This is a genomic window from Roseiflexus sp. RS-1, from assembly GCF_000016665.1.
In the GTDB taxonomy this organism is placed as follows: Bacteria; Chloroflexota; Chloroflexia; order Chloroflexales; family Roseiflexaceae; genus Roseiflexus.
The window spans coordinates 2,886,732-2,911,175 of sequence record NC_009523.1; the positions used below are offsets into that span (position 1 = coordinate 2,886,732).

General features: G+C 58.8%; 24 protein-coding genes and 2 tRNA genes. 10 read left to right on the top strand and 16 right to left on the bottom strand.

What is annotated here, in order from left to right; genetic code table 11:
- Positions 1 to 948: an alpha/beta hydrolase gene (locus tag ROSERS_RS12050; protein ID WP_011957060.1), complete on the top strand. Its 948-nt coding sequence runs from the start codon at positions 1 to 3 to the stop codon at positions 946 to 948.
- A gap of 165 nt (positions 949 to 1,113) precedes the next feature.
- Here the strand turns inward: ROSERS_RS12050 and ROSERS_RS12055 are convergent, their stop codons facing one another.
- Together ROSERS_RS12055 and ROSERS_RS12060 are read right to left on the bottom strand one after the other, a co-directional pair.
- A complete protein-coding gene (locus ROSERS_RS12055; RefSeq protein ID WP_011957061.1) occupies positions 1,114 to 1,956 on the bottom strand; it encodes a class I SAM-dependent methyltransferase in 843 nt (280 codons plus the stop codon).
- Positions 1,957 to 2,084: 128 nt separating this feature from the next.
- Entirely contained in the window at positions 2,085 to 3,383 is a 1,299-nt protein-coding gene (locus ROSERS_RS12060) for a TrmH family RNA methyltransferase (protein ID WP_011957062.1), read from the bottom strand.
- A gap of 175 nt (positions 3,384 to 3,558) precedes the next feature.
- Between ROSERS_RS12060 and ROSERS_RS12065 the strand changes: the two genes are divergently transcribed.
- Positions 3,559 to 3,750 carry a hypothetical protein gene (locus ROSERS_RS12065; RefSeq protein WP_157041064.1) on the top strand — a complete coding sequence of 64 codons (192 nt, stop codon included), beginning with the start codon at positions 3,559 to 3,561 and terminating at the stop codon, positions 3,748 to 3,750.
- A 509-nt stretch (positions 3,751 to 4,259) separates the two neighbouring features.
- Here ROSERS_RS12065 and ROSERS_RS26035 read toward each other — a convergent pair.
- From ROSERS_RS26035 to mscL, 8 genes are all read right to left on the bottom strand, one after another.
- Positions 4,260 to 4,397, bottom strand: a complete 138-nt coding sequence (locus tag ROSERS_RS26035; protein ID WP_157041065.1) for a hypothetical protein — start codon at positions 4,395 to 4,397, stop codon at positions 4,260 to 4,262.
- 122 nt (positions 4,398 to 4,519) lie between these two features.
- The gene (locus ROSERS_RS26040) at positions 4,520 to 4,657 is read right to left on the bottom strand and encodes a hypothetical protein (RefSeq protein WP_157041066.1); all 138 of its coding nucleotides are present in this window, start codon (positions 4,655 to 4,657) and stop codon (positions 4,520 to 4,522) included.
- A 122-nt stretch (positions 4,658 to 4,779) separates the two neighbouring features.
- Positions 4,780 to 4,917 (bottom strand): hypothetical protein, encoded by a 138-nt coding sequence (locus ROSERS_RS26045; RefSeq protein ID WP_157041067.1) that lies wholly within the window; start codon positions 4,915 to 4,917, stop codon positions 4,780 to 4,782.
- A gap of 628 nt (positions 4,918 to 5,545) precedes the next feature.
- Entirely contained in the window at positions 5,546 to 6,271 is a 726-nt protein-coding gene (locus ROSERS_RS12070; protein WP_011957063.1) for a CehA/McbA family metallohydrolase, read from the bottom strand.
- On the bottom strand, positions 6,268 to 7,413 hold the full coding sequence (locus tag ROSERS_RS12075) for a glycosyltransferase family 4 protein (RefSeq protein ID WP_011957064.1): 1,146 nt from the start codon (positions 7,411 to 7,413) through the stop codon (positions 6,268 to 6,270). The genes ROSERS_RS12070 and ROSERS_RS12075 overlap by 4 nt, the downstream gene beginning before the upstream one ends.
- 160 nt (positions 7,414 to 7,573) lie before the next feature.
- Complete coding sequence (locus ROSERS_RS12080) at positions 7,574 to 8,254, bottom strand: TVP38/TMEM64 family protein (RefSeq protein WP_011957065.1); 681 nt, start codon at positions 8,252 to 8,254, stop codon at positions 7,574 to 7,576.
- Positions 8,251 to 8,961: a glycosyltransferase gene (locus ROSERS_RS12085; RefSeq protein WP_011957066.1), complete on the bottom strand. Its 711-nt coding sequence runs from the start codon at positions 8,959 to 8,961 to the stop codon at positions 8,251 to 8,253. The genes ROSERS_RS12080 and ROSERS_RS12085 overlap by 4 nt, the downstream gene beginning before the upstream one ends.
- A gap of 104 nt (positions 8,962 to 9,065) precedes the next feature.
- Entirely contained in the window at positions 9,066 to 9,446 is a 381-nt protein-coding gene (gene mscL / locus ROSERS_RS12090) for a large conductance mechanosensitive channel protein MscL (protein ID WP_011957067.1), read from the bottom strand.
- A 249-nt stretch (positions 9,447 to 9,695) separates the two neighbouring features.
- Here mscL and ROSERS_RS12095 point away from each other — a divergent pair, with 249 nt between their 5' ends.
- Both ROSERS_RS12095 and ROSERS_RS12100 read left to right on the top strand, forming a co-directional pair.
- Complete coding sequence (locus tag ROSERS_RS12095) at positions 9,696 to 12,461, top strand: two-component system response regulator (protein WP_011957068.1); 2,766 nt, start codon at positions 9,696 to 9,698, stop codon at positions 12,459 to 12,461.
- Between the two features lie 12 nt (positions 12,462 to 12,473).
- Positions 12,474 to 15,026, top strand: a complete 2,553-nt coding sequence (locus tag ROSERS_RS12100) for a substrate-binding domain-containing protein (protein ID WP_011957069.1) — start codon at positions 12,474 to 12,476, stop codon at positions 15,024 to 15,026.
- Here ROSERS_RS12100 and ROSERS_RS25025 read toward each other — a convergent pair.
- Positions 14,944 to 16,001 (bottom strand): IS5-like element ISRfsp3 family transposase gene (locus ROSERS_RS25025; RefSeq protein WP_085979421.1). Its coding sequence is split into 2 segments (ribosomal slippage): positions 14,944 to 15,470 and positions 15,470 to 16,001, totalling 1,059 coding nucleotides; the frame shifts between segments, so codons are not numbered across the junction. The two genes, ROSERS_RS12100 and ROSERS_RS25025, sit on opposite strands and share 83 nt — an antisense overlap.
- Positions 16,002 to 16,083: 82 nt before the next feature.
- On the opposite strand from ROSERS_RS25025, the gene ROSERS_RS26465 reads away from it, so the two are divergent.
- Complete coding sequence (locus ROSERS_RS26465) at positions 16,084 to 17,181, top strand: ATP-binding protein (protein ID WP_049767512.1); 1,098 nt, start codon at positions 16,084 to 16,086, stop codon at positions 17,179 to 17,181.
- On the top strand, positions 17,178 to 17,786 hold the full coding sequence (locus tag ROSERS_RS12120) for a response regulator (protein WP_011957071.1): 609 nt from the start codon (positions 17,178 to 17,180) through the stop codon (positions 17,784 to 17,786). The genes ROSERS_RS26465 and ROSERS_RS12120 overlap by 4 nt, the downstream gene beginning before the upstream one ends.
- A gap of 97 nt (positions 17,787 to 17,883) precedes the next feature.
- Here ROSERS_RS12120 and ROSERS_RS12125 read toward each other — a convergent pair.
- Both ROSERS_RS12125 and ROSERS_RS12130 read right to left on the bottom strand, forming a co-directional pair.
- Positions 17,884 to 17,959, bottom strand: a tRNA-Ala gene (locus ROSERS_RS12125).
- 6 nt (positions 17,960 to 17,965) lie between these two features.
- A tRNA-Ala gene (locus ROSERS_RS12130) sits at positions 17,966 to 18,041 on the bottom strand.
- A 130-nt stretch (positions 18,042 to 18,171) separates the two neighbouring features.
- Here ROSERS_RS12130 and ROSERS_RS12135 point away from each other — a divergent pair.
- From ROSERS_RS12135 to ROSERS_RS12145, 3 genes are all read left to right on the top strand, one after another.
- Positions 18,172 to 19,809, top strand: a complete 1,638-nt coding sequence (locus tag ROSERS_RS12135) for a choice-of-anchor Q domain-containing protein (protein ID WP_011957072.1) — start codon at positions 18,172 to 18,174, stop codon at positions 19,807 to 19,809.
- Positions 19,810 to 19,854: 45 nt separating this feature from the next.
- Positions 19,855 to 20,958: a rod shape-determining protein RodA gene (gene rodA / locus ROSERS_RS12140; protein WP_011957073.1), complete on the top strand. Its 1,104-nt coding sequence runs from the start codon at positions 19,855 to 19,857 to the stop codon at positions 20,956 to 20,958.
- 148 nt (positions 20,959 to 21,106) lie between these two features.
- Entirely contained in the window at positions 21,107 to 21,691 is a 585-nt protein-coding gene (locus ROSERS_RS12145; protein WP_011957074.1) for a PspC domain-containing protein, read from the top strand.
- A gap of 7 nt (positions 21,692 to 21,698) precedes the next feature.
- On the opposite strand, the gene ROSERS_RS12150 is transcribed toward ROSERS_RS12145, so the two are convergent.
- From ROSERS_RS12150 to ROSERS_RS27180, 3 genes are all read right to left on the bottom strand, one after another.
- Positions 21,699 to 22,898: a sensor histidine kinase gene (locus ROSERS_RS12150; protein ID WP_011957075.1), complete on the bottom strand. Its 1,200-nt coding sequence runs from the start codon at positions 22,896 to 22,898 to the stop codon at positions 21,699 to 21,701.
- Positions 22,899 to 23,014: 116 nt separating this feature from the next.
- Positions 23,015 to 23,812 carry a DUF5317 family protein gene (locus ROSERS_RS12155; protein WP_011957076.1) on the bottom strand — a complete coding sequence of 266 codons (798 nt, stop codon included), beginning with the start codon at positions 23,810 to 23,812 and terminating at the stop codon, positions 23,015 to 23,017.
- 8 nt (positions 23,813 to 23,820) lie between these two features.
- Positions 23,821 to 23,943: a hypothetical protein gene (locus tag ROSERS_RS27180; protein WP_269625479.1), complete on the bottom strand. Its 123-nt coding sequence runs from the start codon at positions 23,941 to 23,943 to the stop codon at positions 23,821 to 23,823.
- A 258-nt stretch (positions 23,944 to 24,201) separates the two neighbouring features.
- On the opposite strand from ROSERS_RS27180, the gene ROSERS_RS12160 reads away from it, so the two are divergent.
- Entirely contained in the window at positions 24,202 to 24,441 is a 240-nt protein-coding gene (locus tag ROSERS_RS12160) for a hypothetical protein (protein WP_041333578.1), read from the top strand.
- Positions 24,442 to 24,444 lie beyond the last annotated feature (3 nt).

Here is a 24,444-nt window from a genome sequence, read left to right on the forward strand (position 1 = left end):
ATGAATCCACTACCAGCGTTCACTGCTTTTGGCATGGCAGCGTTGCTCGCTCCTGTCGCACTGACGCCGCTCCGCGAGCGTCTGGCGCCCGCCGATCTGCCAGGCGTTCAGCATTTCGTTCGCGTCGGCGAGTATGATCTGCACTACACCGACGAAGGACCGCGCGATGCCCCGGTTGTGCTCCTCATCCACGGTTTTGCTGCGTGGGCTTTTGCATGGCGCGCGCAGCGGTCGGCGCTCATCGCCGCCGGACGACGGGTCGTGACCATCGATATGATTGGCTACGGCGCTTCATCACGCCCGGCAGCCCCGGTCTACTCGACGCACGATCAGGCGCTTCTGATTCTCCAGGCGCTCGATATCCTGGGTATCACCACCTTCGATGTCGTCGGGCATTCGTTCGGGGGACGGGTGGCATTCCAGGTTGCGCTCCTGGCGCCAGAACGGGTGCGCACCATTGTTGCGATCTGCCCGGAAGCGTTTACGGTGGGGCGTCCGCCGATTGCGACATTTGCGCAGTTGCCGTTGATCGGACTGGCGCTGTCGTACTACATCCTGGCGCCGTCGCTGGTCGGGGTCGGGCTGCGGTCGCTCTCAAAGCGCGACGATTGGCTGACCGACGAGGTGATCGCAGGGTACGCCGCGCCCCTGTATGTGCGGGGAACTGCAGCAGCACAGGTCTGGCAGGCGCGTTCGCCGAAGGATGGTTCGCTGCCCGTTCCCGCCAATCTGTCGTCGATCCGTCCGCCGACACTGTTGCTGTGGGGCGATGGTGATACGGTCTTTCCTGTGGACGAGGGGCAACGCCTGGAACGCATTCTCCCCGATGCCCGTTTGATCGTCTATGAACGTACCGGGCATTTGCCCTACGAGGAACGTCCTGCCGACGTGAATGAGGCGATTGTCAGGTTTTTGACGGGGGAGAACCGGGAACCGGGAAAGAAATAACATGAGACGCCCGTCGATTTCTTGCTCCGCATTGAGCGTGGGGCTTCTCGCCCGATAGGTTCAACGGATGACGCCCTCCCGCAGGCGGCGGTATGCGGCGCGCCGGGTGCGCGGGCGTCCCGCCCGCATGACCGTATGCGGCGCGCAATTCCGGCGGTCAACTCATTACGCGGATGGCTCCGGCGCCCGGTTCGCCGCACTGTCCGGGGACTTCGTGGATTGCTCCGGTTTCCGCACACGGATATGAAGGAAATAAGCCACGATTTGGGCGTCTTGTATATTGGGGCAGGTAAGGACTAAGGAGTCGTCTGGACACGGCTCCTCTACACGCTCGATCACAAAGCCGACATCGATCAGCAGATTCAGCCATTGGCTTACCGTCCGTGTGAACCGCGGAATCTTGAACTGTGGCAGCCCCTGTGTCGCCTGCGGCGGCGCCGCCCCGAAGATCCACTCGGAAATCTCCCCGTTAAGAGGGCGAAAGTAGTTACCGACCTCTATCGCGTATGTGCGGTCGTGCTCGTCCCGGAGATTCCGGCGGTGTGGGGTATCGAAGCACGGATGGGAGATAGAGAACTGCAGGAAACCACCGGGTCGCAGCACACGATAGGCTTCAGCGAGCACACGCCTGGTTTCCGGGATGTCCATAAAACTCATGAACCCCGTGGCAAAATCAAAGGCAGCCTCAGCAAACGGCAGGTTCACTGCACTGGCGACGCGATAATCGATGCCCAACGGTTCGTCTTCTTCCGCTTGCTTTGCGTAGTCAATGAAAACCTGCGCGATGTCGATAGCCGTCATTCGGGCGCCACGTTTGGCAAGCAGCCTGGTATTATGACCTTCGCCGCACCCGATGTCCAGCCCTGCAAGCCCATTCACGTCCGGCAGTATGGCAAAGAAAGCCGGAGTGTTGAGGTAGTCCCGATAGATGTCGTAGCCGGCTCTGGCGAGTTTCGTCCAGGCATCGGCATTGGCATTCCAAAAACGGCCTACTTCTTCGTGATCCATTCTCTATTCCCCTCTTGCCCGGCAATCTTGTCCGGTAAACGGCTCACGTTTCACCCGCTGCGCAGCGAGCGCAGCGAGCGAAGTGGTTGGCTGAAGATACAACGTACTATCAGAGCGACAACCCGCCGTCAATCTGTGCGCCTCCACCGTCCACTCCGTCGCACGACATCGTACAGCAACACCCCGGCAGCCACTCCGACATTCAACGAGTCCTGCCCTGGCGCCATCGGGATGCGCACGAGCGACGAACAGGCAGCGAGCGTTGCGTCGGTCAGACCATCGGTTTCATTGCCGACGACGATTGCCAGCGGGATCGGCAGATCGACATCGTACAGTTCACGCTCGACGTTGCCGGTTGCGCCGACAACAGGGATGCCCTGTGTGCGCAATTGCCCGATCCAGGCGGGAAGATCGGCGCAGGAATAGATGGGAATGCGCCCCACGGCGCCACGCGCGGCGCGCACACATTCACGGTGCAATGGATCGGCGCCACCGGCAACCACCACCGCTTCGGCGCCGGCTGCATCGGCAGTGCGCAGCGTCATGCCCAGATTTTCGGGGTTGCTGATCTGCTCGGCGACCAGGATGACGGCCTGTTTGCCGGGTCGGTATGCTGCGACATCGCGCACCCGCCCCCAGATGGCGGTAACGATGGCGGGAAGAGGGCGGGTGGGTGTGATCAATCCCATCAATCCATCGGAAATGCGGTACGCGGGCACACCCAGGTCTCCTGCGCGCTGGAGGAGCGGAGCGCCTGCTGGGTCGCGCAGCAACTCGCCGGTGTAGAACATATCTTCGACCGGAAGATCGTCGAGGGCGCGGGAGGCGAGGAGGGATCCTTCGGCAAGAAACTGCCCGCGCGCGCGCCGCCCTGCCGCGTTGCCAAGGTCACGCAAACGTGCGACGATCAGATCCTTTGCGCTGCTGAGCGTTCGCCCGACAGGAGCGGGCGGCAGGGCGGCGCGCGCCAGGGGTGGACCACGGAACAGGGTGTCGTCGTCAATGTCGGGAGGCGTGCCGCTGCCGCGCCGAACTCCCACAAAGAGGTGAATATCCGGATACATCAGCGTCTCGCGTGGCGCCAATGTGCGCCCATCGAACAGTTCGGCGAGCGTTGGCAGTGTCCACTCACCGACCATCAGGAAAAGGATGACTTCACCACGTGGTGCGGCAAGGAGGAGATCGCAGAGCGCCCGTTCATGCGCTGCAACAACCAGTGCGCGCGTCGAAGCGGCGCACCGCATCTCAGGCTGATGCACCAGCATCCCGTCGAGCGTGTTCCAACCGGAGACGACCACACGGATTGCGGCGGGGTCTGTGCTGAACAGATCGGCGATCAGGGCATCGTAATCCGCGCCGGTTTCCTGACGGAGCAGTGTTGCCAGCAGCGATCTGGCGGTGTGATGATCTGTGAGCGGAATAGCCACAAGCGCACGGGTATGTGGACTGGTGTCATAGCGCGTGATCCCAGAGTGACAGGGCAGCCACGTGCGCAGGTATGTGTCTCAGTCCATCCAAATGTATCATACCATAGAAATTGTGGGCAGGGTCGAACGCCTTATGAGTCTCGGGGCCTATCCGAAAAACTGGTATACTTATGGTATGAGTACTGAATCAACACCGAAGCGCACCCGTGTGCGCACACCAAACAACACGACCACGACCGGCTTTCGCACCTCGGACGAACTGTGGGCCGTGCTGGAACCGTTCCTGCCCGTCCACGTGAACGCCCATCGGTTTGGCGGCGGTCGTCCGCGCGTGTCGGATCGTCGCAAGAAGAGAGGCGAGGAATGAGAAGTGAGAGAAAGAGACTTGCGACTCTTCCTTCTCTCTTCTCTTCCCTCACTAGTCGCCAGGCGGCGAGCGGAACCACCCTGTCGCACAAGGTTCGTCGTTCCGACACGCGAAACCGTCATGCGACCCGGTGTGCTCAGAGCCTATCCGAACAACGGTAACCTTTTCGCCTGCGGCGTGATCGCCGTGCGCGCCGCCGGGTTCTTCGGATAGGCTCTAAGACGTGGAAGTCCGACGGGCTTGTCTACGGGCGAGCGGGATGGGATGCGCCCCCTCAAGCCCGCGCAGGCGGGCTTCCCGCCTGCCAGCCGCGACTTCAGTCGCCAGGCGGCGAGCGGAACCACCCTGTCGCACAAGGTTCGTCGTTCCGCCACGCGAAACCGTCATGCAACCCGGTGTGCTCAGCGCCTATCCGAACCACGGTAACCTTTTCGCCTGCGGCGTGATCGCCGTGCGCGCCGCCGGGTTCTTCGGATAGGCTCTAAGACGTGGAAGTCCGACGGGCCTGGCTACGGGCGAGCGGGATGCGCCCCCGCAAGCCCGCGCAGGCGGGCTTCCCGCCCGCCAGCCGCGACTTCAGTCGCCAGGCGGCGAGCGGAACCACCCTGTCGCACAAGATTCGTCGTTCCGCCACGCGAAACCGTCATGCGACCCGGTGTGCTCAGCGCCTATCCGAACAACGGTAACCTTTTCGCCTGTGGCGTGATCGCCGTGCGCGCCGCCGGGTTCTTCGGATAGGCTCTAAGACGTGGAAGTCCGACGGGCCTGGCTACGGGCGAGCGGGATGCGCTCCCGCAAGCCCGCGCAGGCGGGCTTCCCGCCTGCCAGCCGCGACTTCAGTCGCCAGGCGGCGAGCGGAACCACCCTGTCGCACAAGGTTCGTCGTTCCGACACGCGAAACCGTCATGCGACCCGGTGTGCTCAGCGCCTATCCGAACCACTGGAACCTTTTCGCCTGCGGCGTGATCGCCGTGCGCGCCGCCGGGTTCTTCCGATAGGCTCTAAGACGTGGAAGTCCGACGGGCTTGGCTACGAGCGAGCGGGATGCGCTCCCGCAAGCCCGCGCAGGCGGGCTTCCCGCCTGCCAGCCGCGACTTCAGTCGCCAGGCGGCGAGCGGAACCACCCTGTCGCACCAGGTTCGTCGTTCCGCCACGCGAAACCGTCATGCGACCCGGTGTGCTCAGCGCCTATCCGAACCACTGGAACCTTTTCGCCTGCGGCGTGATCGCCGTGCGCGCCGCCGGGTTCTTCGGATAGGCTCTTAGCTGTGTCATGCAAGGCGCCCGCTTCTGGCGGAGTGTAGACCGAAATTATGGTCTTTGAAGAAATAATCCGCCACAGCCCGCGCAGGCGGGCTTCGCCTCGCATAGCCGAGGGCTTCAGCCCCACGGCAAGAGGCGCATAGCGGATTTAATTCTCAATCTCCATCATTTCGGTCACCGAGTGGGGAGCGCGATGGTCATTGCGGTCGTCCGAGGAGGTTCAGCCTCTGTGAGAACTGCTATAAATCCGTATAGCCCGCGCAGGCGGGCTTCGCCTCGCATAGCCGAGGGCTTCAGCCCCACGGCAAGCTCTCTTATCAGCTCTCGCCTCTCGCCTCTCGCCTCTCGCCTCTCGGCTATCAGCTATCGACTATCGGCTATCGACTATCGCTTCTCGGCTATCGGCTATTAGCTATCGGCTATCGCCTATCGCCTCTCGCCTCTCGGCTATCGGCTATCGGCTATCGACTATCGGCTATCGGCTATCGGCTATCGGCTATTCCTCAGCCCCACGGCAAGAGGCGAATGTATCTCAGGCGACGCGGCGCGGGCGCATCGGACGGGTGACGATCCGTGCCGCGCGTGCAAGACTACGACGGGCGCGCAACCCGGCGACGGCGGCGTAGTGTCCCGCAGTCCAGGCGCGTCCACCGGCGCGCACCTCGCCACGGATGATCGCCTGGCGAAGGTCATCGGCGCTTGTGCCGGGGAAGAGGGTATAACCAAGCCCTACGGTCGAAAAGTGGTGAGCATCGCTGCCGCCGCAGGCGGGCAGTCCAAGTGCAGCGGTCACAAGCGAAGCGCGCGCGTTCATTCCGGGGAACGGCAGGCTGGCGTTGAAGACCTCTACCCCATCGATGCGCCAGGCGGGATGCTCACCCCCACAATGACGGATCAGTGCATCGCCAAACGACGAGACCAGCCAGTCGAACGGGTGCGCGACAATGCAGAGCGCACCCTGTTCGTGTGCAGCGGCGATGGTCTCTGGTGCGGGTCGCCCCGGAGGAAGCGCGCGTTCGAGAAACAACACCAGCAGATGACCATCAGCAGTGGACACTTCTTCGCCGACAATGACCTCGACGTTAAAGCCGCGTGCCATGCGACGCGCTTCGAGCGCACCGTCGATGGTGTCGTGATCGGTAATTGCAACGACGTGCAATCCGATATGGTCGGCATATTCGAGAACCTGCGCGACAGAACTATGACCATCGCTGTAGCGAGTATGAACGTGGATATCGGCCCTGCTCCACGTGGTCATGATACGGCTCTCCTGAGCGACAACAGACGCGGACGCCAGCGCAGTGCGCGTCGATAATACTCCATCAGTTCATCGAGAACCCGTGGCCAGGATCGTTGTTCGGCGGCGACGCGCCCTGCCTGACCCCAGGCGATCCGCAGGGTGGGGTTCATCACCAGTCTGCTCACGGCGCTTCGCAGGCTGTACGCTGAACCAGGGTCAAAGAATATCCCGGTCTCCTCGTGACGCACCAGATCGATCACGCCGCCAGCATGGGCAGCGACGACTGGCAAGCCTGACGCCATTGCCTCCTGGACGACCTGCCCGAACGTCTCGGTGTCGGAAGGGAACACAAAAATGTCTGAACTCGCATACGCAACCGCCAGGTCGTGACCATTAAGAAAGCCGGTGAAGATCACCGGCATCCCGGCAAACCGCCGCTCGAGCGACGGTCGCGCCGGACCGTCGCCGATCAGCACCAGGCGTACCCCGTCCATACCGCGCAATGCATCCGCCAGCAGATCGAGCCGTTTTTCAGCTGCCAGACGACCGACATAGAGAAGCACGCGCTCATCGGCGCGCGCCCCGATAGCCGTGCGCCACTCTTCACGACGATGCGCCGGATGGAAGCGAACCGTATCGACGCCCCGACCCCAGAGGCGGAGGCGACGGAAGCCGCGCCTGCGGAGATCCGCCAGAATAGTTGATGATGGACAGAGGGTCAGGGTGCAGGCATTGTGGATCCAGCGCAGGTACGAATATGCCGCCTCGCGGAGCGCTCCAAGCCCGTAATGAACACTGTACGCTGGAAGATCGGTGTGATATGTGGCAATTGCCGGTATCCGCAATTGTCGTGCAGCGAAGCGTGCAGCCGGTCCGAGCACCATCAACCCGGCGAGATGGATCAGATCAGGACGAAACTGCCGTAGCGCAGGGACAATGCCCGGCTGTGGCGGAGTAAAGCGGATGTCGGGATAGAGGGGAAAAGGAATGCCACGCAGCGGGATGATCTGTGCACCGGCGTACTGCGCAGGCGATTCCTGCGGGGCGAAGAGCAGCGTCTCGTGACCTTTGCTCTGGGCATATTCCAGCAAGCGGCACAGCGTTGTGACGATGCCGTTGACATTGGGAAGGAATGTCTCCGTGATCAGTGCTATCCGCATCACCGCACTCCCCGCATCTGCACGTCCTGCACCGCCGATCTGTCAGGGGTGCATACCATCCGACAGCATACCGTGTCTGGATTGCGTTTCGACTATGGGGGTGTTAACGGGAGGCTAAGAGGAGGCAAAGAATTGGAGAACTGAGCAGAACGTCGAAGGTTCAACGTTCCAGTAAGCGCCGCACCGCATGCCGACCGATGAAAAAGAGCGCGATCAGTGCGAGCAGCGCCAGCGCGGTATACCACGATAGCAGACGACCCTGCATCAGTTCACTGCCGATTGCGGTGTACGCCAGCATTCCCGGAATCATGCCGATCGCATTGGCGAGCGTATACGAGAGGAGCGGCATCCGCGCGATCCCTGCCAGGTAGCCGATGAAATCGAGTGAGATGATTGGCGTCATTCTGGCGATCAGGACGATCCAGAACCCACGGGATGAGCTGACCTCCACAAGGCGCTGCTGCAGGCGGGTCGCTTTCCAGCGGTGCGCTATCGCAGTGTCCAACCAGCGTCCCAGGGCATACGTCGCCAGACCGCCCGCCATGCCGCCGATCCAGGAGAGCAGCGTTCCCTTCCAGATGCCATAAATCGCGCCATTGGCAGCGGCGATCAGCGAGCCGGGGAGCGGCGCCAGCACGGATTGCAGCACCATGAGCAGCACACTGACCAGTGGCGTCCACCACCCGAATTCACGCAGGATTGCGGCCGCTTCGTCCGGTGATGCTGCGCTGAAGACGTGCCGGACTGCACCGCTCTGTCCGATCACGATGATCAGAAGCGCCAGTACGAGCACACCGGCGAGGAGGAATAGCCAGCGTATTGGATCAGGCGGAGTATTCATCGGCGCGTCGCGCGCCAGTAACCCCAATCGTGGCGCAGGAGGCGTTGGGGCAGCGGCATGCGCATCCCAAGTGCAATCAGCGCGCAGCGTGTGGTGCTGTGCAACAGTTTGCGCACCGCGCCGCGGCGCAGCCGCCGGTCGTCGAGCGAATGGACGGCCAGGTCGGGGGCGAACACAACGTGATACCCGCGATGAGCGAGGCGCAGAAACAGTTCACTGTCTTCGTTGACCGGGAGATCGCAGCGAAATCCGCCAACCGAGATCAGCACATCGCGTCGAACAGCCATGTTCGACCCCGAAGCTGCCGGAAAACCAAGACGGTGCATCAGTTGTTGCCCGCCGGTAAAGATGTGGCTGTACCAACTGAATGCCGCCGTCGCATATTTGGGTCCGTAGATGGCATCCGCGTCGGTATAGCGTGTGAAGCGGTCGAAATAACCGGGTGCGAAGCGAACATCTGCATCACTGAAGATCAACCAGTCGCCGTGCGCCGCAGATGCGCCGATCTCACGCGCCTCGGCGATGCCGGCAGAGGCGCGAATAATCCGGGTGTTCTGCGGTCGCAGGCGTTCGATGATGGCAGGAGTATCGTCGTCACTGGCATCAACGACGATCAACTCGACCGATCCGGGAAGCGCGGCAAGAAAAGCGCCGATCAACGCTGCTTCATTTTTCGTCGGAACAATGATACTTGGCGCGCCAGACACGACAGAGTCTCCTGGCAGGTGATCGTTGACGGTCAACTTCACTTTGCAACATTCAACCTTTTACAGACCCACCTTAACCAGTCTGGATAAAGTGCGCGTTAAGGTCAGGTTATATTTTGTCGCAGCAGGTCACGAATTTCGGTCAGAAGTTTCTCTTCTGCGGACGGTGCTGGCGGAGCAGGAGGCGGTTCATTTCTCCTTGTGAATTCCGAGAGTTTGTTGATTGGCACAACGACGAGGAAGTAGAGCGCAGCAGAGATGATCAGAAAATTGACAATGGTGGTGATGAATGCGCCGAGTCGTACTGCACCGAACACCAGAACGTCGGAAAAATCCGGCTGACCGATCAGGGTGGCGACAATTGCCATCAGAATATCGTTGACCAGCGAGTTGACGACGGCGCTAAACGCAGTACCGATAACCACGCCGACTGCCAGGTCGATCACATTCCCGCGCATGACGAACGTTTTGAAACCCTCGAACACAGACTGCCTCCTTATCGTTGTCCGTTGTTACACTGCACCGCACTGACAAGGCAATGCGCGCACGCGAGACGCCTGTATAGAAAGACGGAACATTGGTGAGCCTTCTCAATTGTACTGGAAAGAGCGCAACAGGTTGCTGCCCTGGGTCTGGAGCGGTATATGAAGTGAAGGTTGCGCCAGCCCGGAAACGGCGGTATAGTGTGCCCGTTACACAACATTGCAGTGTCTCGTCTATTCCACATATGTGATATGTCATTCTCTGGAACTATTCTGGTTGTCGATGACCACGAGCACGTGCGAAACGCACTGGTGCGGCAACTCGAGGTTGCCGGACACACCGTGATCGCCCGTTCTGACGGCATTCAGGCGCTCGAAGCGGTGCAACAGTACACGTTCGATCTGATACTGCTCGACATTCTGATGCCCGGCATGAGCGGCGACAAAGTGCTCGCAGCACTCAAAGCGGATGCTGCTCTCCGTCATATTCCGGTCATCGTTATTTCCGGCGACCAGGATCTCGACCTGGTTGCGCGCTGCATCGAACTGGGCGCTGCCGATTATCTGGGCAAGCCGTTCAATAAGACGATCCTCCACGCGCGTGTCAATGCCTGCCTGGAGCAGAAACGTCTGCGTGACGCCGAGCAGGCGTATCTGCGTATGCGACTGTATCTGCTGAGCGCTGCCGCAGATCATCCGGCAATCACCGATAATCCAGACATTCAAGAGGCATTACATCATCCTGATAATCTGGCAACCGTTGATCAAACCATACAGGCGCTGCTCAACCGTCTCGAGGCAGAGCAGCGCGAACGGCGGCGCGCCGAGGCGGAGTTGCGCAACCTCAACCTCGCGCTCGAACAACGGGTTGCTGAGCGCACCATGCTGGCGGAGCAGCGCGCCGAGGCGCTGAAACGTTCTGAGGAAGCGCTCCGCCAGCAGACGAATCTCCTGCGCGCAATTCTCGACAGTATGGGTGATGCAGTGGTTGTCACCGATACCGATGGGCATTTGATCCACCATAACCCGGCAGCAGTTCAGATCCTCGGTGATCGTCTGGCGAGTCTGCTTCCCGGATCGTCCAGCGCACCGGTGGCACAGTCGCCAGACGGACGTTCCTGGTTGACGCCGCATGATCTCCCGTTTGCACGCGCCTTGCACGGCGAGTCGGTCGATGCGGCGGAGGTGCGATTGCCCGCAACCGACTGCCATCCAGAGCAGTGGTTGAGCATCACGGCGCGCCCGCTCCGTGATACGGATGGCTTGAGCGGGAGCGTCGCCATTGTGCGGGATGTCACCGAAGCAAAGCGCGCTGAAGAGGCGTTGCGCGCCAGTGAGGAACGGTACGCGCTCGCAGCTCAGGGAGCAAATGATGGGTTGTGGGACTGGGACCTCGTCAGCGGCAAGATCTATTTCGCACCGCGCTGGAAAGCGATGCTGGGGTATGATGATACCGACATCGGCACATCACCCGATGAGTGGTTCCGTCGGTTGCATCCCGATGATCGCGAGCGGGTCGAATGGCGTCTGCTGGCGCACACCCGTCGTCTGATTACATCGTTTGAACTGGAATACCGCATTCTGCATCGTGACGGCAACTATCGCTGGATGCTCTGTCGCGGCATGGCAGTATGGGATGAGCATGGTCGGGCAACGCGTATGGTCGGTTCGCAGACCGATATAACCGGTCGCAAACAGGCGGAGGAGCAACTGGCGTATGGCGCGCTTCACGATGCGCTGACGGGGTTGCCGAATCGAACCCTCTTTATGGATCGCCTGAGCCTGGCGCTCAAACGAGCACAGCGCGAAAAGCATCTGTTCGCAGTGCTGTTCCTCGATCTTGATCGCTTCAAAACCATCAACGACAGCCTGGGGCATGCTGCGGGTGATGAGTTGCTGATCGCCGTCGCGCGGCGGCTTGAAAGCGTCCTGCGTCCCGGTGATACGGTTGCCCGGCTGGGCGGCGATGAGTTTGCCGTGATGCTTGATCGGTTGAATGCGCCGGAAGAAGCAGAGTGGATCGTGGAACGCATTCATCAGGCGTTGCAGGCGCCGTTGAGCGTTCGTGGTCATACCGTCTACACCACCGCCAGCATTGGTCTGGCGCTCGGCAATGAAGGGTATGAGCGCCCGGAAGAGCTGGCGCGCGATGCTGATACGGCGATGTATCAGGCAAAAATGCAACGACGCGCGCGCCACGTTGTTTTCGATCCCGATATGCGACGAAAAGCGGTCAGTCATTTTCAACTTGAGAACGATCTACGGAGCGCTATCGAGCGCAATGAGTTGCGTGTCCACTATCAACCGATCGTCGCCCTTAATGGTCGGAGGGTGGTCGCCTTCGAAGCGCTGGCGCGCTGGCAGCATCCGCAGCACGGCTTGATCTCTCCCGATCAATTTATCCCGCTTTCTGAAGAGATCGGGTTGATCAATACGATCGGTCACTGGGTGCTGCGCGACGTCTGTCATCAGGTGCGCGAATGGCGCAGGCGCCGACCGCGCCACTTCGATATGTGGGTGAATGTCAACCTTTCGGCGCACCAGCTGGCTCAACCCGACCTGGTGGCACAGATTGCACATGCTATAGCCGATGCCGGGATACCGCCGAATGCGATCAAGATCGAGTTGACCGAAAACACATTTGTCACGCACCGGGAGATAGCCATCGCCCAATTGAACGAACTACGTTCGCTGGGGGTCGGTGTGTGCATCGATGATTTTGGCGCCGGCTACTCATCACTCGGCTATTTGAGTCAATTCCCGGTCGATACGTTGAAGATCGACCGGGTATTCATCGCCCGGCTCGGTATGATGCGTGAACATTATGAGATCGTCAAGGCGATCATTACACTGGCGCATTCGCTGGGAATGACGGTGGTCGCCGAGGGGGTCGAAACCGAAGAACAGGCAACTATGCTTTCCGCCCTGCGCTGCGAGTATGCCCAGGGATGGCTGTTTGGACGGGCGCTCCCGGCGGATCAGGTCGAAGCGTTCCTGGATTCACGTTCGTCGTTGTAGCATACGTCGCTTATGCCCAATCCTTCTTCTTCCTCTCGACGCGCAATCGGCGTCCTGGTAGCAATCGTGCACCAACCGTTCTGGTTGGGAACCGTCGATGGCGCGCAGCAGCGTGATGTAGACCTCGTCTGTTTCGTTGGGGGGGTTATTTCGACCGCTGTGCAACCTTTGATCAGATCACCGCTGGCGCACGTATTACCGGCGCGTGCGTTTTTCGATCTGGCGAAAGGACCACGCATCGATGGGCTGATTACCTGGGGCGGCAGTCGGGCAGGGTTTGGCGTGAATCTCAACGAGACCGAGATGGAAGAGTTTATCGCGCCATATCGACACCTGCCGATCATCAACTATGAGGGGATCATCAAAGGCATCCCTGCTGTTCTGACGGACACCTACCGTGGGATGTGCGACCTGATTGTGCATATGATCGAGGTGCATCGGAGTCGCCGCATTGCGATCATTCGCGGTCCTGCCCGGCATCTGGAGAGCGAAGAGCGTTTTCGGGCATATCAGGACACGCTACGGCGGTATGGCATTCCTTTCGATCCTGCGCTTGTCGTGCGTGCGTCCGATTGGGGCAAAGCAGTCGGCGTTGAAGCGGTGCACACCCTGATCCGGGAACGAGGTCGTCGTCCTGTCACAGACGTTGATGCCGTCATTGGCTCTGAGATCGACTATGCGGTTGGCGCGCTGCAAACCCTGGAGGAGTATGGCGTTCGCATTCCGGACGATGTCGCAGTAGCCGGATTCAATGATCACCTGGATGCGCAGACGTCGAATGTGCCGATCACGGTTATGGCGAAGCCGTTCTATGAGGCGGGCGTAGCAGCAGTCCATGCGCTTCTGGATCTGATTGAGGGGAAAACGGTTCCTGATCGGATCGACGTTCCGGCTCGTCTCATTGTTCGGCGATCCTGTGGATGCTGGTCGCTCGATCCGGTTGCACCCCATCTCATCTCCGACGCCGCCATCAATAGCGTCGCTCAAGGGTCACCCCTGTCTGATCAAGAGACGCGCCTGGTTGAACAGATCGGTCGCGTCAGGGAATCGGCACGGGGTGGCGTGTCGCATGTATCCTGGATTGATGCGCTGATCAGGGGAATGCGATCAACCGATCCTATCCAGAATAATCGTGAGCGTGATCGATTCTGGCGCCTGTTCGAGACCGAACTGGCAAGCACGCGCGATCCTCTGGAACTGGACCGCTGGTACGATGTTCTTTCAGAATTGTTCTTTCTCGTTACTTCTGCGCTGAAACATACCGATCAATTGTCGCAGACGAATCGCCTGTTTCTTCAGCGTGTTCATCTGGCGCTCATGCAGGAAAGTGAACGTGCACGAATTGAACGACGCGCCAGAACTGTCGAAAATACCCACACGTTGCTTGAAATCAGTCACGCAATGATGCTTACGCGGAGTATTGAGCAACTTTTTGAGATTCTCGTGTATCGACTGCCTGAACTCGGCATCACGGATTGTAACCTGGTGCTTTTTGATGACTTCTACGACATCGCCAGAGAACCAGAATTTCCCGAATGGGCGCGTGTGGTGCTGGCAATGCGTGATGGAAAGCGGCTATCGTTGTCGCCGGAGGGCATACGATTTCCAAGTCGCCAGATACTTCCCGATACCTGGCTGGAAGAGCCGCAGAGCCGGGCTTTGATCGTCAATCCACTCTTTTTTGGCGCGCGTTACTTTGGGTATATTGCGGCACGGATTGGAACACGCGACGGCAAGGCATATCTGATGCTCGCACAGCAGGTAAGCAGCGCCTTGCAATCGGTTTTTCTCTGGCGCGATTATCACGAATCCGAGTATGCGCGTCGCGAAAGCGAAGCGCGCATGCATACGCTGATTGAGCATATACCGGTTGCGCTGTGGGCGAAGGATCGCACCGGGCGCTACATCATGCAGAACTCTGTGATGCGCACGCTCGTTAAGGATCGTGATCAGGACGATGGTTCAGGCGTTGATCACGTGATCGTGCAGTGGAAAACCTGCGAAGCATGGGCGTTTGAGGGCAAGACGGTTTCGTTCGAGCATACGATATTTGTCCGGCAGCAGGTGCGGCTCTTCCGTCACATTATGGCGCCGGTCCGTGTGGATGGTCAGGTAACAGCTATCCTGGGCTTAATGTTCGATATTACCGAACAGCGCGCTATCGAAGAGTCGTTGCGCTCCGCCAAAGAAGCAGCGGAAGAAGCACGACGCATCGCTGAAGGCGCAAATCGCGCCAAGAGCATTTTCCTCTCGAACATAAGCCATGAGCTTCGTACACCGCTCAACAGCATTCTTGGATATGCTCAAATCTTACAGGTTGACCAGAGGATCAATGATCATCAGAGGAAGGGTTTGCATATTATTCAGGCGAGCGGTGAGCATTTACTCAGTCTCATCAACGATCTCCTCGATCTTGCGAAGGTTGAGGCTGGAAAGATGCAGTTTCAGGCGACTATCTTTGATGTCTATGCTATAGACTTCATCAAGATTCGTTTTGATTTTTGGACTGCTTTTTGCGTTTCAGCCAAATTCGGAAGTTATGCAGCCCGCAACATGTTTCCATGACCATATCCCGAAATTCGGAACAACTGAAGCGGATAATGTCGTGAATGATTCGATACCGCTTGATATCGCCGATAACATGTTCAATACGAACGCGAACGGATGAGATACGCCGGTTTTCCTCCTTTTCCTGCGGCGTGAGGGTTCCATTGCGCGGCTTCTTCTTTGGCTGCATAATCTGGACGCCAGGCAGGGTAAATCCTTGAAATCCGGCGTCTTGATAGAGAATGCTCGCGTTTGGAAGGGTGTATCCCGCTTCATCCGCAATACATTTATCGTGGACCCTTCCTTCGTAGGTGTCACTCAAAAAGTGAATAGAGCCAAACTCATCAATGATGAGAACGTTCTTAAGCGTATGTCGTTTCTTCTTACCGCTGTAATACAACTCCCGGTCGACTTTGTCGCTTGGACGGCGAATGGGACGTTCTACGCCGTCATGGATAAAAAGGGGGGCGCTTTTGTCGCATGCGACGGTTCTTCACACGACGGTTCTTCACACGACGGTTCTTCACACGACGGTTCTTCACACGACGGTTCTTCACACGACGGTTCTTCACACGACGGTTCTTCACACGACGGTTCTTCCTGCAATCGCCTCGCCAGGTCGTCGGCAGTGCGCGCAGGCAGGAGATTTTGCTGTGAAAGCGCATAGTTCAGCGCTCCGTGCAAAAGATGCACCCATTTGCTTACGTTTGATTGGCTCATTTGAAAGAGGTGTCCGTGCATCACTTGCGTTGGGTTTTGTTTTAAGTAGGTCAAAATAAAGAGCAATTTATCTTCTGTTGTCGGAAGCGGCGAGTTTGCATACGAGACGTAGCGACGACAATATCGGACGCGGCCATCAATCGTGCGACGTTTCATATACGCTTCAAATGCGGCGTGGAAGATCGGAACCAGCGCGTGGAACTCTTCAACGGTCAGTCCGGTCATAGAGCGTAATTTCTCCGGATTTTCGATAATGGATCGATACTTACACATCGTTTTTCTCCATTTTCAGATTGTACAAAAATAGTATATCACTAAATCTTGATGATGTCTTATGATAACGGAAATATGTGACATGATAGAAGAGCGGGCAGCTATCAAAAATCTGATGTTTACACGCGAGATTTCCAGTGTTCCGCGTATGGTTCTGGGGGATGAGCGACGTCTGCGTCAGGTTTTGGTAAATCTGCTGAGCAATGCGGTCAAATTTACGCGACAGGGGTCGGTTGCGCTGCGTGTTATGGGTTCGCCCGATGCACAAACGCGAATTCGTTTTCAGGTTTCGGATACCGGCACCGGAATAGCGCCAGAACATCTGGAGATCATCTTCAAACCGTTCGAGCAACTGGGGGCGCAGACCGGAGAGCAGGGCTCAGGGTTGGGACTGGCGATTTCGCGTGAACTGGTTGCGCTTATGGGAGGAACGCTCCAGGTGCAGAGTGAACCGGGGCGCGGCAGCGTTTTCTGGTTTGATATTCCGCTCCCGGCGGTGGATCGCGAACCTTTCCCCGCTGTGCAATCCAGGGGGCGTGTCATTGGCGTGGACGGTCAATCCCCTACAGTCCTGGTCGTCGATGATCACGCTGATAATCGCGTTATTGTGCGGGACATGCTGCAACCGCTGGGTTTCATTGTGGCAGAGGCGTGCGATGGTCTGGAAGGATTGGCGCAGATTGAAGCATTCAAACCGGACGTGGTCATTCTGGACCTGGTGATGCCAGCATTGAATGGATTGGATATGATCCGCAGGATCCGCCAGATGACCGGTCACGATCATCTCGTGGTGATCGTCAGTTCTGCCAGTGCGTACCCTGACGACCGCATTCAAAGCCTGAACGCTGGTGCGCAGGCATTCATTCCGAAACCGATCAGCCGCTCACTGTTGGTCGAGACGCTTCAGCGCCATATCCCCTGGATTGAGTGGCGTTACGATAAACCGTTACCCGATGTTCAATCTGATCACTCCGATGCCCTGCCGCCGGAAACGACGCTCACCGTCCTGAGCGACCTGGCGCAGATTGGTGATGTCGATGCGCTGTACGATGCAATCGATCGACTGAAACAGGACATGCCGCAGGTTGTGTCGTTTATCGGAAAAGTGCAGTATTTCCTCGATACGTTTCAGATCGGTCAGTTGCAGACCTTTCTGGAACAGATGAGAGCCCGGCGATGAATACACCATCAGATACGATCCTTGTCGTTGACGACACTCCTGCCAATCTCGCGATCTTATTCACAGGTCTGCGCAACGCCGGGTACAAAGTGCTGATCAACGAGCGCGGTGATATTGCACTGCAAACCGCAGCGTATGCGCTCCCCGATTTGATCATTCTTGATGTCATGATGCCGGGGATCGATGGTTTTGAAACCTGTCGTCGTCTCAAAGAGGATCCGCGCACCCGCGATATTCCCGTGATCCTGATGACGGCGCTGACCGATCCGATTGATGAGGTGACCGGGTTGCGCGCAGGAGCGGTCGACTACATCACCAAGCCGATCCACGTGGAGGTTGTGCTGGCGCGCATCAGCACGCACCTGACGCTCCGCAAACTGTATCGCGATCTGGAGCGCAAACACGCCGCCCTGAAAGAAGCGCTGGCAACAATCAAAACATTGAGCGGCATTATTCCGATCTGTGCGTGGTGCGGCAATAAGATACGCGATGAACGCGGTGAGTGGATGAGCGTTGCGACATACCTGGAAACCCATGCCGAAGTCACGTTCAGCCATACGATCTGCCCGGACTGCTACGAGCGCATAACCGGCGAAGCGCCGTAGCCGACACGCCGGGCGAAGAGTCGCAGCAGCGCGCATATCACGTCGCCTTCGTTGCAGAAAGACAGAACGACAGGCATGGACGCCTGTCGTTCTCATCTGGTGGAGCAGAGGGGGATCGAACCCCTGACCTCAACACTGCCAGCGTTGCGCTCTCCCAACTGAGCTACTGCCCCGTGCTCTGGTGGAGGTGAGGGGGCTCGAACCCCTGACCTCGACAGTGCGATTGTCGCGCTCTCCCAGCTGAGCTACACCCCCACAGCGATTGCTAGTATAGCACGCAGGAGAACGCATGTCAAACTGGTGACACGATTGTACTATGGAACCCTGGTTGTATTCATAGTACAATCCGCACAGAGTCGCCAATGTTTGTGCCATGAGGTCGATCATGCGTCATATTGTAGCCGTGCGCCTGTGTGCGCTTCTGCTGCTGGTGCTGGCGAGCACGTTCGGTGCGCCTGCACCAACCACTGCTGCACCGCAGACATTCACCGTCTCCAAGACGGTCGATACTGCCGATGGCGTCTGCGGCGCCGATTGTTCGCTCCGCGAGGCGATCAGCGCCGCTAATGCCAATCCAGGCGCGGATACGATCATTGTGCCTGCCGGTACGTATACGCTGACGATCACCACGACGCTGGAAGACGATAACGCCGACGGTGATCTCGATATCCGCGACAGCCTGACATTGATCGGCGCTGGCGCTGCGACCACGACCATCATCGCTGCTGAAGGTGATCGGGTCTTCCATCTCCTCGCCACTGCCACGGTGACGATCACCGGAGTTACGTTGCGTGGCAAGGGTGAGACGCCCGACAGCGGCGGCGTTCTTCTGGTGACGCCCGGCGCGAACCTTATCCTGCGCGATAGTGTGGTGCGCGATGGACGGGCGGTGCGAGGCGGCGGCATCGAGGTGCGTGGCGATGGGGTCAGTCCAGCCAGCGCCAGTGCAACGATCGAGCGGGTGACCTTTACCGCGAACCGCGCTGCGAGTCTGGGGGGCGCGATCAGTGTCTTTAACGGCGGCAGTGCGTTGCTGACAAATGTGACGATCACCGGCAACAGCGCTGGCAATAGTGGCGGCGGCATCAGCGTGTCGCTCGACCAGACGATCATCAATCCGCCGAAAAGCGCCGCGACTCTCAATAATGTCACCATTGTGCGCAACACCGCCGATGATGATCGCAACGACATTGGCGAAGGGGGCGGCGTTTCGGTGCGCGTCGATGAGCAGGTGATCAATCAACTCCGCCTGCGCAACACGATTATCTCCGATAACGCCGATCTCAGTCCGACGCCAGCGCGGGTGAATCCCGACTGCTTCAATGTGCTCGAATCGCTGGGGTACAATCTGATCCATCGCAGTACGGGCTGCACAATTCTGGGTACGCAGACCGGTAATGTGATCGGTGTCAGCGCGCAGCCGGGCGCGCTGCTCGATAATGGCGGTCCAACGCCGACGGTTGCGTTGCTCAGCGGCAGCCCGGCAATCGATGCTGGCGACCCGGCGGTTGGGAGCTCGTGCGCTGCAACCGATCAGCGTGGCGTTGCGCGCCCCATCGATGGTGATGGCAATGGTCTGGCAGTCTGCGATATGGGCGCCTACGAAGCGCCGGTACCCGGCGATGCCGATCTCTCGGTCATACTGACGGCTCAGCCAGACCCGGTGGCGCCCGGCGGTACGCTGACGTACTCGGTCGTTGTTCTCAATGCAGGACCGGCAGCAGCCGGGAATGTGCAGGTGGAGTTCACGCCGCCGCCTGGTTCGACCAGCATTCAGACCGGCGGATTGGGGTGGGTCTGTTCTTCCGGCAGCACGCTCACATGCGAGCGCGGTGCACTGGCAGCAGGCAGTGTTGCACCGGCGCTGACGGTCACGCTGACAGTCCCGCCTGGCGGCGGATGGATCACTGCCACTGCGGTTGTTGCCTCATCGCAACGTGATCCGGTGATAACGAACAACACCGGCGTCCTCAGCACGTTTCGCGGCAGACCGTCTGTCTGGATTCCCCTGCTGATGCGATAGTGCAATGGTATAATACCATCGCTGATGAACCGTTGAGCGCGGCATATGGTCAAAACCTGGCGCGATTACAACTTTCCGCTTTTGCTCTGCGTGTTGATACTGCTCGGCTTTGGCGCGGCAATGGTGTATAGCGCCACGTTGCGCGACCCGCTGACCCAGGGTTACTTTTCGCGTCACCTGGTCAATCTCCTGGTTGGGTGCGCGGCGATGGCATTGCTCACCACCGTTGACTACCATGCCTTCGAAGCCTGGATTGTGCCATTTTACCTCGGCGCTGTGGCGCTGCTGGGGCTGGTACTGGTTGTCGGTCAGGTCAGTTCCGGCGCCCAAAGCTGGATCGACCTTGGCATTCGCACCTTCCAGCCCTCCGAACCGGCAAAATTGCTGGTTATTCTTGCACTGGCGGCGTACTGGTCGCACAATGAACGGCAACCACAAGCCTGGCGCGTCGTCATCGCCAGCCTGATCCTGGTCGGCATTCCGACAGTGCTGGTCTTTCTCCAGCCCGATTTTGGCACGGCAATGGTCTTTGTCGCAATCTGGACGGCGATGGCGCTGGCAGCCGGGGTGCGCCTGTGGCAGTTCGGCGTTCTGTTCATCGCCGCGGTTCCGGCTGCGATCTACGGCTGGACGCATATCTTGCAGCCGTACCAGCGCACACGCCTGTTGATCTTTCTCGATCCCCTCAAGTATGACCCGGATCTCAAGCAGGGCGCCTGGAACATTATGCAGTCATTGACTGCCATAGGTTCTGGTGGATTGACCGGACGCGGATGGACGCATGGATTGCTCAGTCAGGGCAACTATCTGCCGGTGCAGTACTCAGATTTCATTTTCGCCATCACCGGCGAAGAGTTAGGCTTTCTTGGCGCTGCCCTGCTGCTGGTGTTCCTGGGGATTACAATCTGGCAGGCGCTATCCGTCTCCGTCATTGCGCGTGACACGTTTGGGCGCCTGATCGCGGTGGGGATCGCTGCAATGTTGTTGTGCCACGTGCTGGTCAATGTGGGCATGAATATGAGCATTATGCCGGTGACCGGCATCCCGCTGCCGTTCATCTCCTACGGCGGCAGTTTTACCATGACATCGCTGGCGGCAATTGGGTTGCTTCAGAGCATCGCGCTGCGCCGACGACGGATCACGTTCTAGCACGGTTTGCCATGCAGACAGGATGAAGGCGGCTGTTTCCGGGATTTCTGGTCTGCGCTCCTGCAACAATCTATTAATTTTTTGCGTCTCACTTCTAGAAGACAGATACGCTGGTCGCGTAGCGACCCCTGAAAGGTTCGAAAGAGCGATGCAATCTCGTCTGATGCGCAGTCGCCGTGATGCAGTGATAGCGGGTGTGTGCGGCGGTTTGGGGGAGTATTTCAATATCGATCCGGTCATCGTCCGCCTGATTTTTGTCCTGGCGACGCTGACCAGCGGTATTGGTTTTGTACTGTATCCTGTGCTGTGGCTCATCATGCCGAAGGCGCCCCCCGGCATGCCCCCCCCTTTCCCTGATACTGCTCAACACATGGGAAACTCCGGCGCTGTGTTCACTCGTCAGGCGTCTGAGGCGCAGTATGCCCGTCAGGCGGGGTATGGCGAACCATCAGCATATTCTTCCTCACGCGGAACCGTGTTTGCCGATGCGCCTCCAGAACCGCCGAACACCGGGCAGACCATCGATCTGCGGCTGGATCCCTCAATGGCGCCACTATCGCCACAATCCGCACCGGCGCCCGCACCCCGTCGCCGTCGTCTGAACTGGGCTGGCATCGTCCTGATCGGACTCGGACTGATCTTCCTGGCGGAGCAGTTTGGTATTGATACCGACATTGTCTTTCCGCTGCTGATGATTGTTGTGGGGGGAGTGCTGATCTTTCGGAACCGCTAGCGTATGGCTACGATGCCGTGCGCTGCAACATCGGCGGTTCGGGAAGCATATCAGCGCTGCGCACACCCGGAAGACTGATGCTGAAGGTGGCGCCCCGTCCAGGTATGCTTGACACACTGATCGTCCCGCCATAACGTTCGATGATGGCGCGGCTGACACTCAACCCCAGACCGCTTCCTCCTTTGCGGGTCGTCACGAAGGGCTGGAAGATGGCGTTCTGGTGTGCCGGTGCGATGCCAACCCCGGTATCGCTGATTTCAACAATGGCGCGTTCATTGACGCTGTAGGTGCGCACGGTTAGCGTACCGCCCTCCGGCATGGCATCGACTCCATTCAGAATGAGATTGACCAGCACTTCGCGCAGATCCGCAGGATGCCCGCGCACAGGTGGAACAGGTGTCAGTGCGATTTTGACCGTCACGGAATGGCGGGCGCCCCACCAGGGTTGGGTCAGGCGGAGGGCATCGTGGACGAGTTCTGTCAGCAACACTGGCGCCATCGTTGTTTCCGGCATGTAGGAAGCGTTGCGTGCGCTGAGAAGGCGTCGCAACAGATGATGTCCATCTCTGGCAGCCTGCTCAATGGTTTTCAAATCATTCTGAAGTTCAAGGGGCGCTGCCTGCTGGAGGAGTTGAGCATGCCCGAGCACTGATGCAAACAGATTGCCTATATCGTGAGCTGCGCCAGCCGCAAGTGTGACGCGCAGTTGCATCTCTTCGATCGGGCGCAGTCGCTCGGTTGTTGCGAGCAATTGCATCTCGTGCTGCTCAAGCGCAACCTGATGACGGTGGGCAATCAACCAGAGACCGACAACCGGCGCGATCTGCTCCGCGATCACCAGGATATCCTGAGAGATTTCCTCATGAGGCCGTGATACAATCAGTTGCCCCTGATTCTGCCGGGCGACACTCACCGGGACGATCCTGGTTTTGTAGTTATGCTGGTTCAGCCAGGCAACGAAGGACATACCACGATGGAACGCGGGCGGATGTGGCAGATCATGTTCGCCGCAGGTGATGAGCACGTGCTCGGCTGAATCGGCAACGACAAAGAGATCGATCCGGACCCTGGGAAACAGCGAGATTGCCGCTTTGTGGAGCACTGCCGCGAGACCTGCGGTGTCGGTCGCATCGGCGATCTGGTGCAGCACAGCCAGCACGCCAGCAGATGAGGGGTCAACGGTTTGGAGAGCGATGCCACTGTTCATAACATGTTGTTGTGAAGGTGTGATACGGCGAACATGAACGACGCTCTGGATTAGCGCTACGGCGCCGATGATGATGTCGATGGGTTGAAGGGGTCTCTCATATCCGGGCTGCCTTGCTAGAATCCATCAACTTCAGCAGCAAGTTCACCCAAAAATTCCCCTACTGTTCGCGCCCGGGCGCGAATAGCAGCCAGTGTAGCCCGGTCGTTCGCATCGAGTGTGACGTGGTAGTGAGGGTGCGCGTTGGCGACATCGAACGGGTCGTGCAAGAGGCGCTCCGCAAGCGCCGGGTCGGCAGCAGCCAGCAATGCCAGGCGGGTCAGAGCGGGGCGTGTGCTGTGACCCGGAATAAGATTTTTTCGTGTCTCGGCATGAGAAGCGCTATGACAGGCAAGCATTGATGATTCCCTTTCCAGTGCGGCGGTACGACTGAACAGCAACCACATCACGACGCCACCTGCAACCAGGATGTCGCCGGGGCTGATGATCAGGATGAATGTGCCAATTGAGATGACTATCCAGTCTGAAAGCAACCAGAGCGGCGAGTGATGAACAACGACATCCTTCGATCCTTCCAGCAGAACGCCTGGATCGAAATGATACCCCAATTCAGCAAGAATGTCGGCGCGAACTGGCATCGCGCCGCCGTGCCACGTCATCGCCAGTGCATTGAACGCCGCGCCGACAGCGACCATTGGCACGCCAGCGATCCGGTAGTTGCAGAGACACCAGAGGGTCATTGCCACGACCGATACGACAAACATTTCGCTGATGCGAATGCCAAGCACCTGGCCGATCTGCGGCACGGCGGCGATTGCCAGCAGAAGATTGTAACGGGGCCACTCTGGCGCTCGCCAGAACGCGATCCATGCTCCTACGAGCGCACAGACCAGGTATACGGCGAACAACGCCATGATCGTGACTACTTCACGATAGTCGTCGACGGTCCACGAATGGGCGGAGGCGCCAGAGGCGCCATAGCGGCGGCTGCAATTGTGCCAACCAGAAGTGCTGCTGCAAGCGCCCGCAGGATCTTCGACCGCATAGTGGAGTACCTCCTTACGAATAATCGCATCCGAACTTCAACCTGGCTGGATCGCACGCTGGAACTGCAGACAGGATAACGTGTCCGGTTGACACGCCATTGACGGTCGACTGACTCCTGTGGTTAATTTCGTGTAAACTTTCTGTCATGCTGGACGTGGGCGAAGATGTGTCGTATGATTGCGCCCTATGAGACACGCTGGGTTGGTCAGCGCAGCTGCTGGCGCTGGCGTGGGCGCTGGCGTTCAGCCCGGAGGGGGTGCTGGCGCTCGACGAGGCCACATCCAGCATTGATAGCGCCACTGAAATGCTCCTCCAGGAGACGCTGGAGCGCATCCGGCGCACCCGTACCAGTGTGGTGATCGCCCATCGCCTGTCAACCATTCGCAATGCTGATCGCATCATCGTCATGCACCGTGGGCGCATTGTTGAGGATGGCGATCATGAGGGGTTGCTGGCGCGCGGCGGCTTCTGTGCGCGGTTGCATCGTCATCAATAACGT

Excerpts from the sequence above, each read along its gene's own strand:
- ROSERS_RS12080 (WP_011957065.1), bottom strand. The coding sequence starts at position 8,254 with ATGAATACTCCGCCTGATCCAATACGCTGGCTATTCCTCCTCGCCGGT.
- ROSERS_RS12120 (WP_011957071.1), top strand. The coding sequence starts at position 17,178 with ATGAATACACCATCAGATACGATCCTTGTCGTTGACGACACTCCTGCC.
- ROSERS_RS12055 (WP_011957061.1), bottom strand. The coding sequence starts at position 1,956 with ATGGATCACGAAGAAGTAGGCCGTTTTTGGAATGCCAATGCCGATGCC.
- rodA (WP_011957073.1), top strand. The coding sequence starts at position 19,855 with ATGGTCAAAACCTGGCGCGATTACAACTTTCCGCTTTTGCTCTGCGTG.
- ROSERS_RS12050 (WP_011957060.1), top strand. The coding sequence starts at position 1 with ATGAATCCACTACCAGCGTTCACTGCTTTTGGCATGGCAGCGTTGCTC.
- ROSERS_RS12095 (WP_011957068.1), top strand. The coding sequence starts at position 9,696 with ATGTCATTCTCTGGAACTATTCTGGTTGTCGATGACCACGAGCACGTG.
- ROSERS_RS12135 (WP_011957072.1), top strand. The coding sequence starts at position 18,172 with ATGCGTCATATTGTAGCCGTGCGCCTGTGTGCGCTTCTGCTGCTGGTG.
- ROSERS_RS12155 (WP_011957076.1), bottom strand. The coding sequence starts at position 23,812 with ATGGCGTTGTTCGCCGTATACCTGGTCTGTGCGCTCGTAGGAGCATGG.
- ROSERS_RS26040 (WP_157041066.1), bottom strand. The coding sequence starts at position 4,657 with ATGACGGTTTCGCGTGTCGGAACGACGAACCTTGTGCGACAGGGTGGT.
- ROSERS_RS12070 (WP_011957063.1), bottom strand. The coding sequence starts at position 6,271 with ATGACCACGTGGAGCAGGGCCGATATCCACGTTCATACTCGCTACAGC.
- ROSERS_RS26045 (WP_157041067.1), bottom strand. The coding sequence starts at position 4,917 with ATGACGGTTTCGCGTGGCGGAACGACGAACCTGGTGCGACAGGGTGGT.
- ROSERS_RS26035 (WP_157041065.1), bottom strand. The coding sequence starts at position 4,397 with ATGACGGTTTCGCGTGGCGGAACGACGAATCTTGTGCGACAGGGTGGT.
- ROSERS_RS12065 (WP_157041064.1), top strand. The coding sequence starts at position 3,559 with ATGAGTACTGAATCAACACCGAAGCGCACCCGTGTGCGCACACCAAAC.
- ROSERS_RS12145 (WP_011957074.1), top strand. The coding sequence starts at position 21,107 with ATGCAATCTCGTCTGATGCGCAGTCGCCGTGATGCAGTGATAGCGGGT.
- ROSERS_RS12075 (WP_011957064.1), bottom strand. The coding sequence starts at position 7,413 with ATGCGGATAGCACTGATCACGGAGACATTCCTTCCCAATGTCAACGGC.
- ROSERS_RS12150 (WP_011957075.1), bottom strand. The coding sequence starts at position 22,898 with ATGAACAGTGGCATCGCTCTCCAAACCGTTGACCCCTCATCTGCTGGC.
- ROSERS_RS12100 (WP_011957069.1), top strand. The coding sequence starts at position 12,474 with ATGCCCAATCCTTCTTCTTCCTCTCGACGCGCAATCGGCGTCCTGGTA.
- ROSERS_RS26465 (WP_049767512.1), top strand. The coding sequence starts at position 16,084 with ATGATAGAAGAGCGGGCAGCTATCAAAAATCTGATGTTTACACGCGAG.
- ROSERS_RS27180 (WP_269625479.1), bottom strand. The coding sequence starts at position 23,943 with ATGCGGTCGAAGATCCTGCGGGCGCTTGCAGCAGCACTTCTGGTTGGC.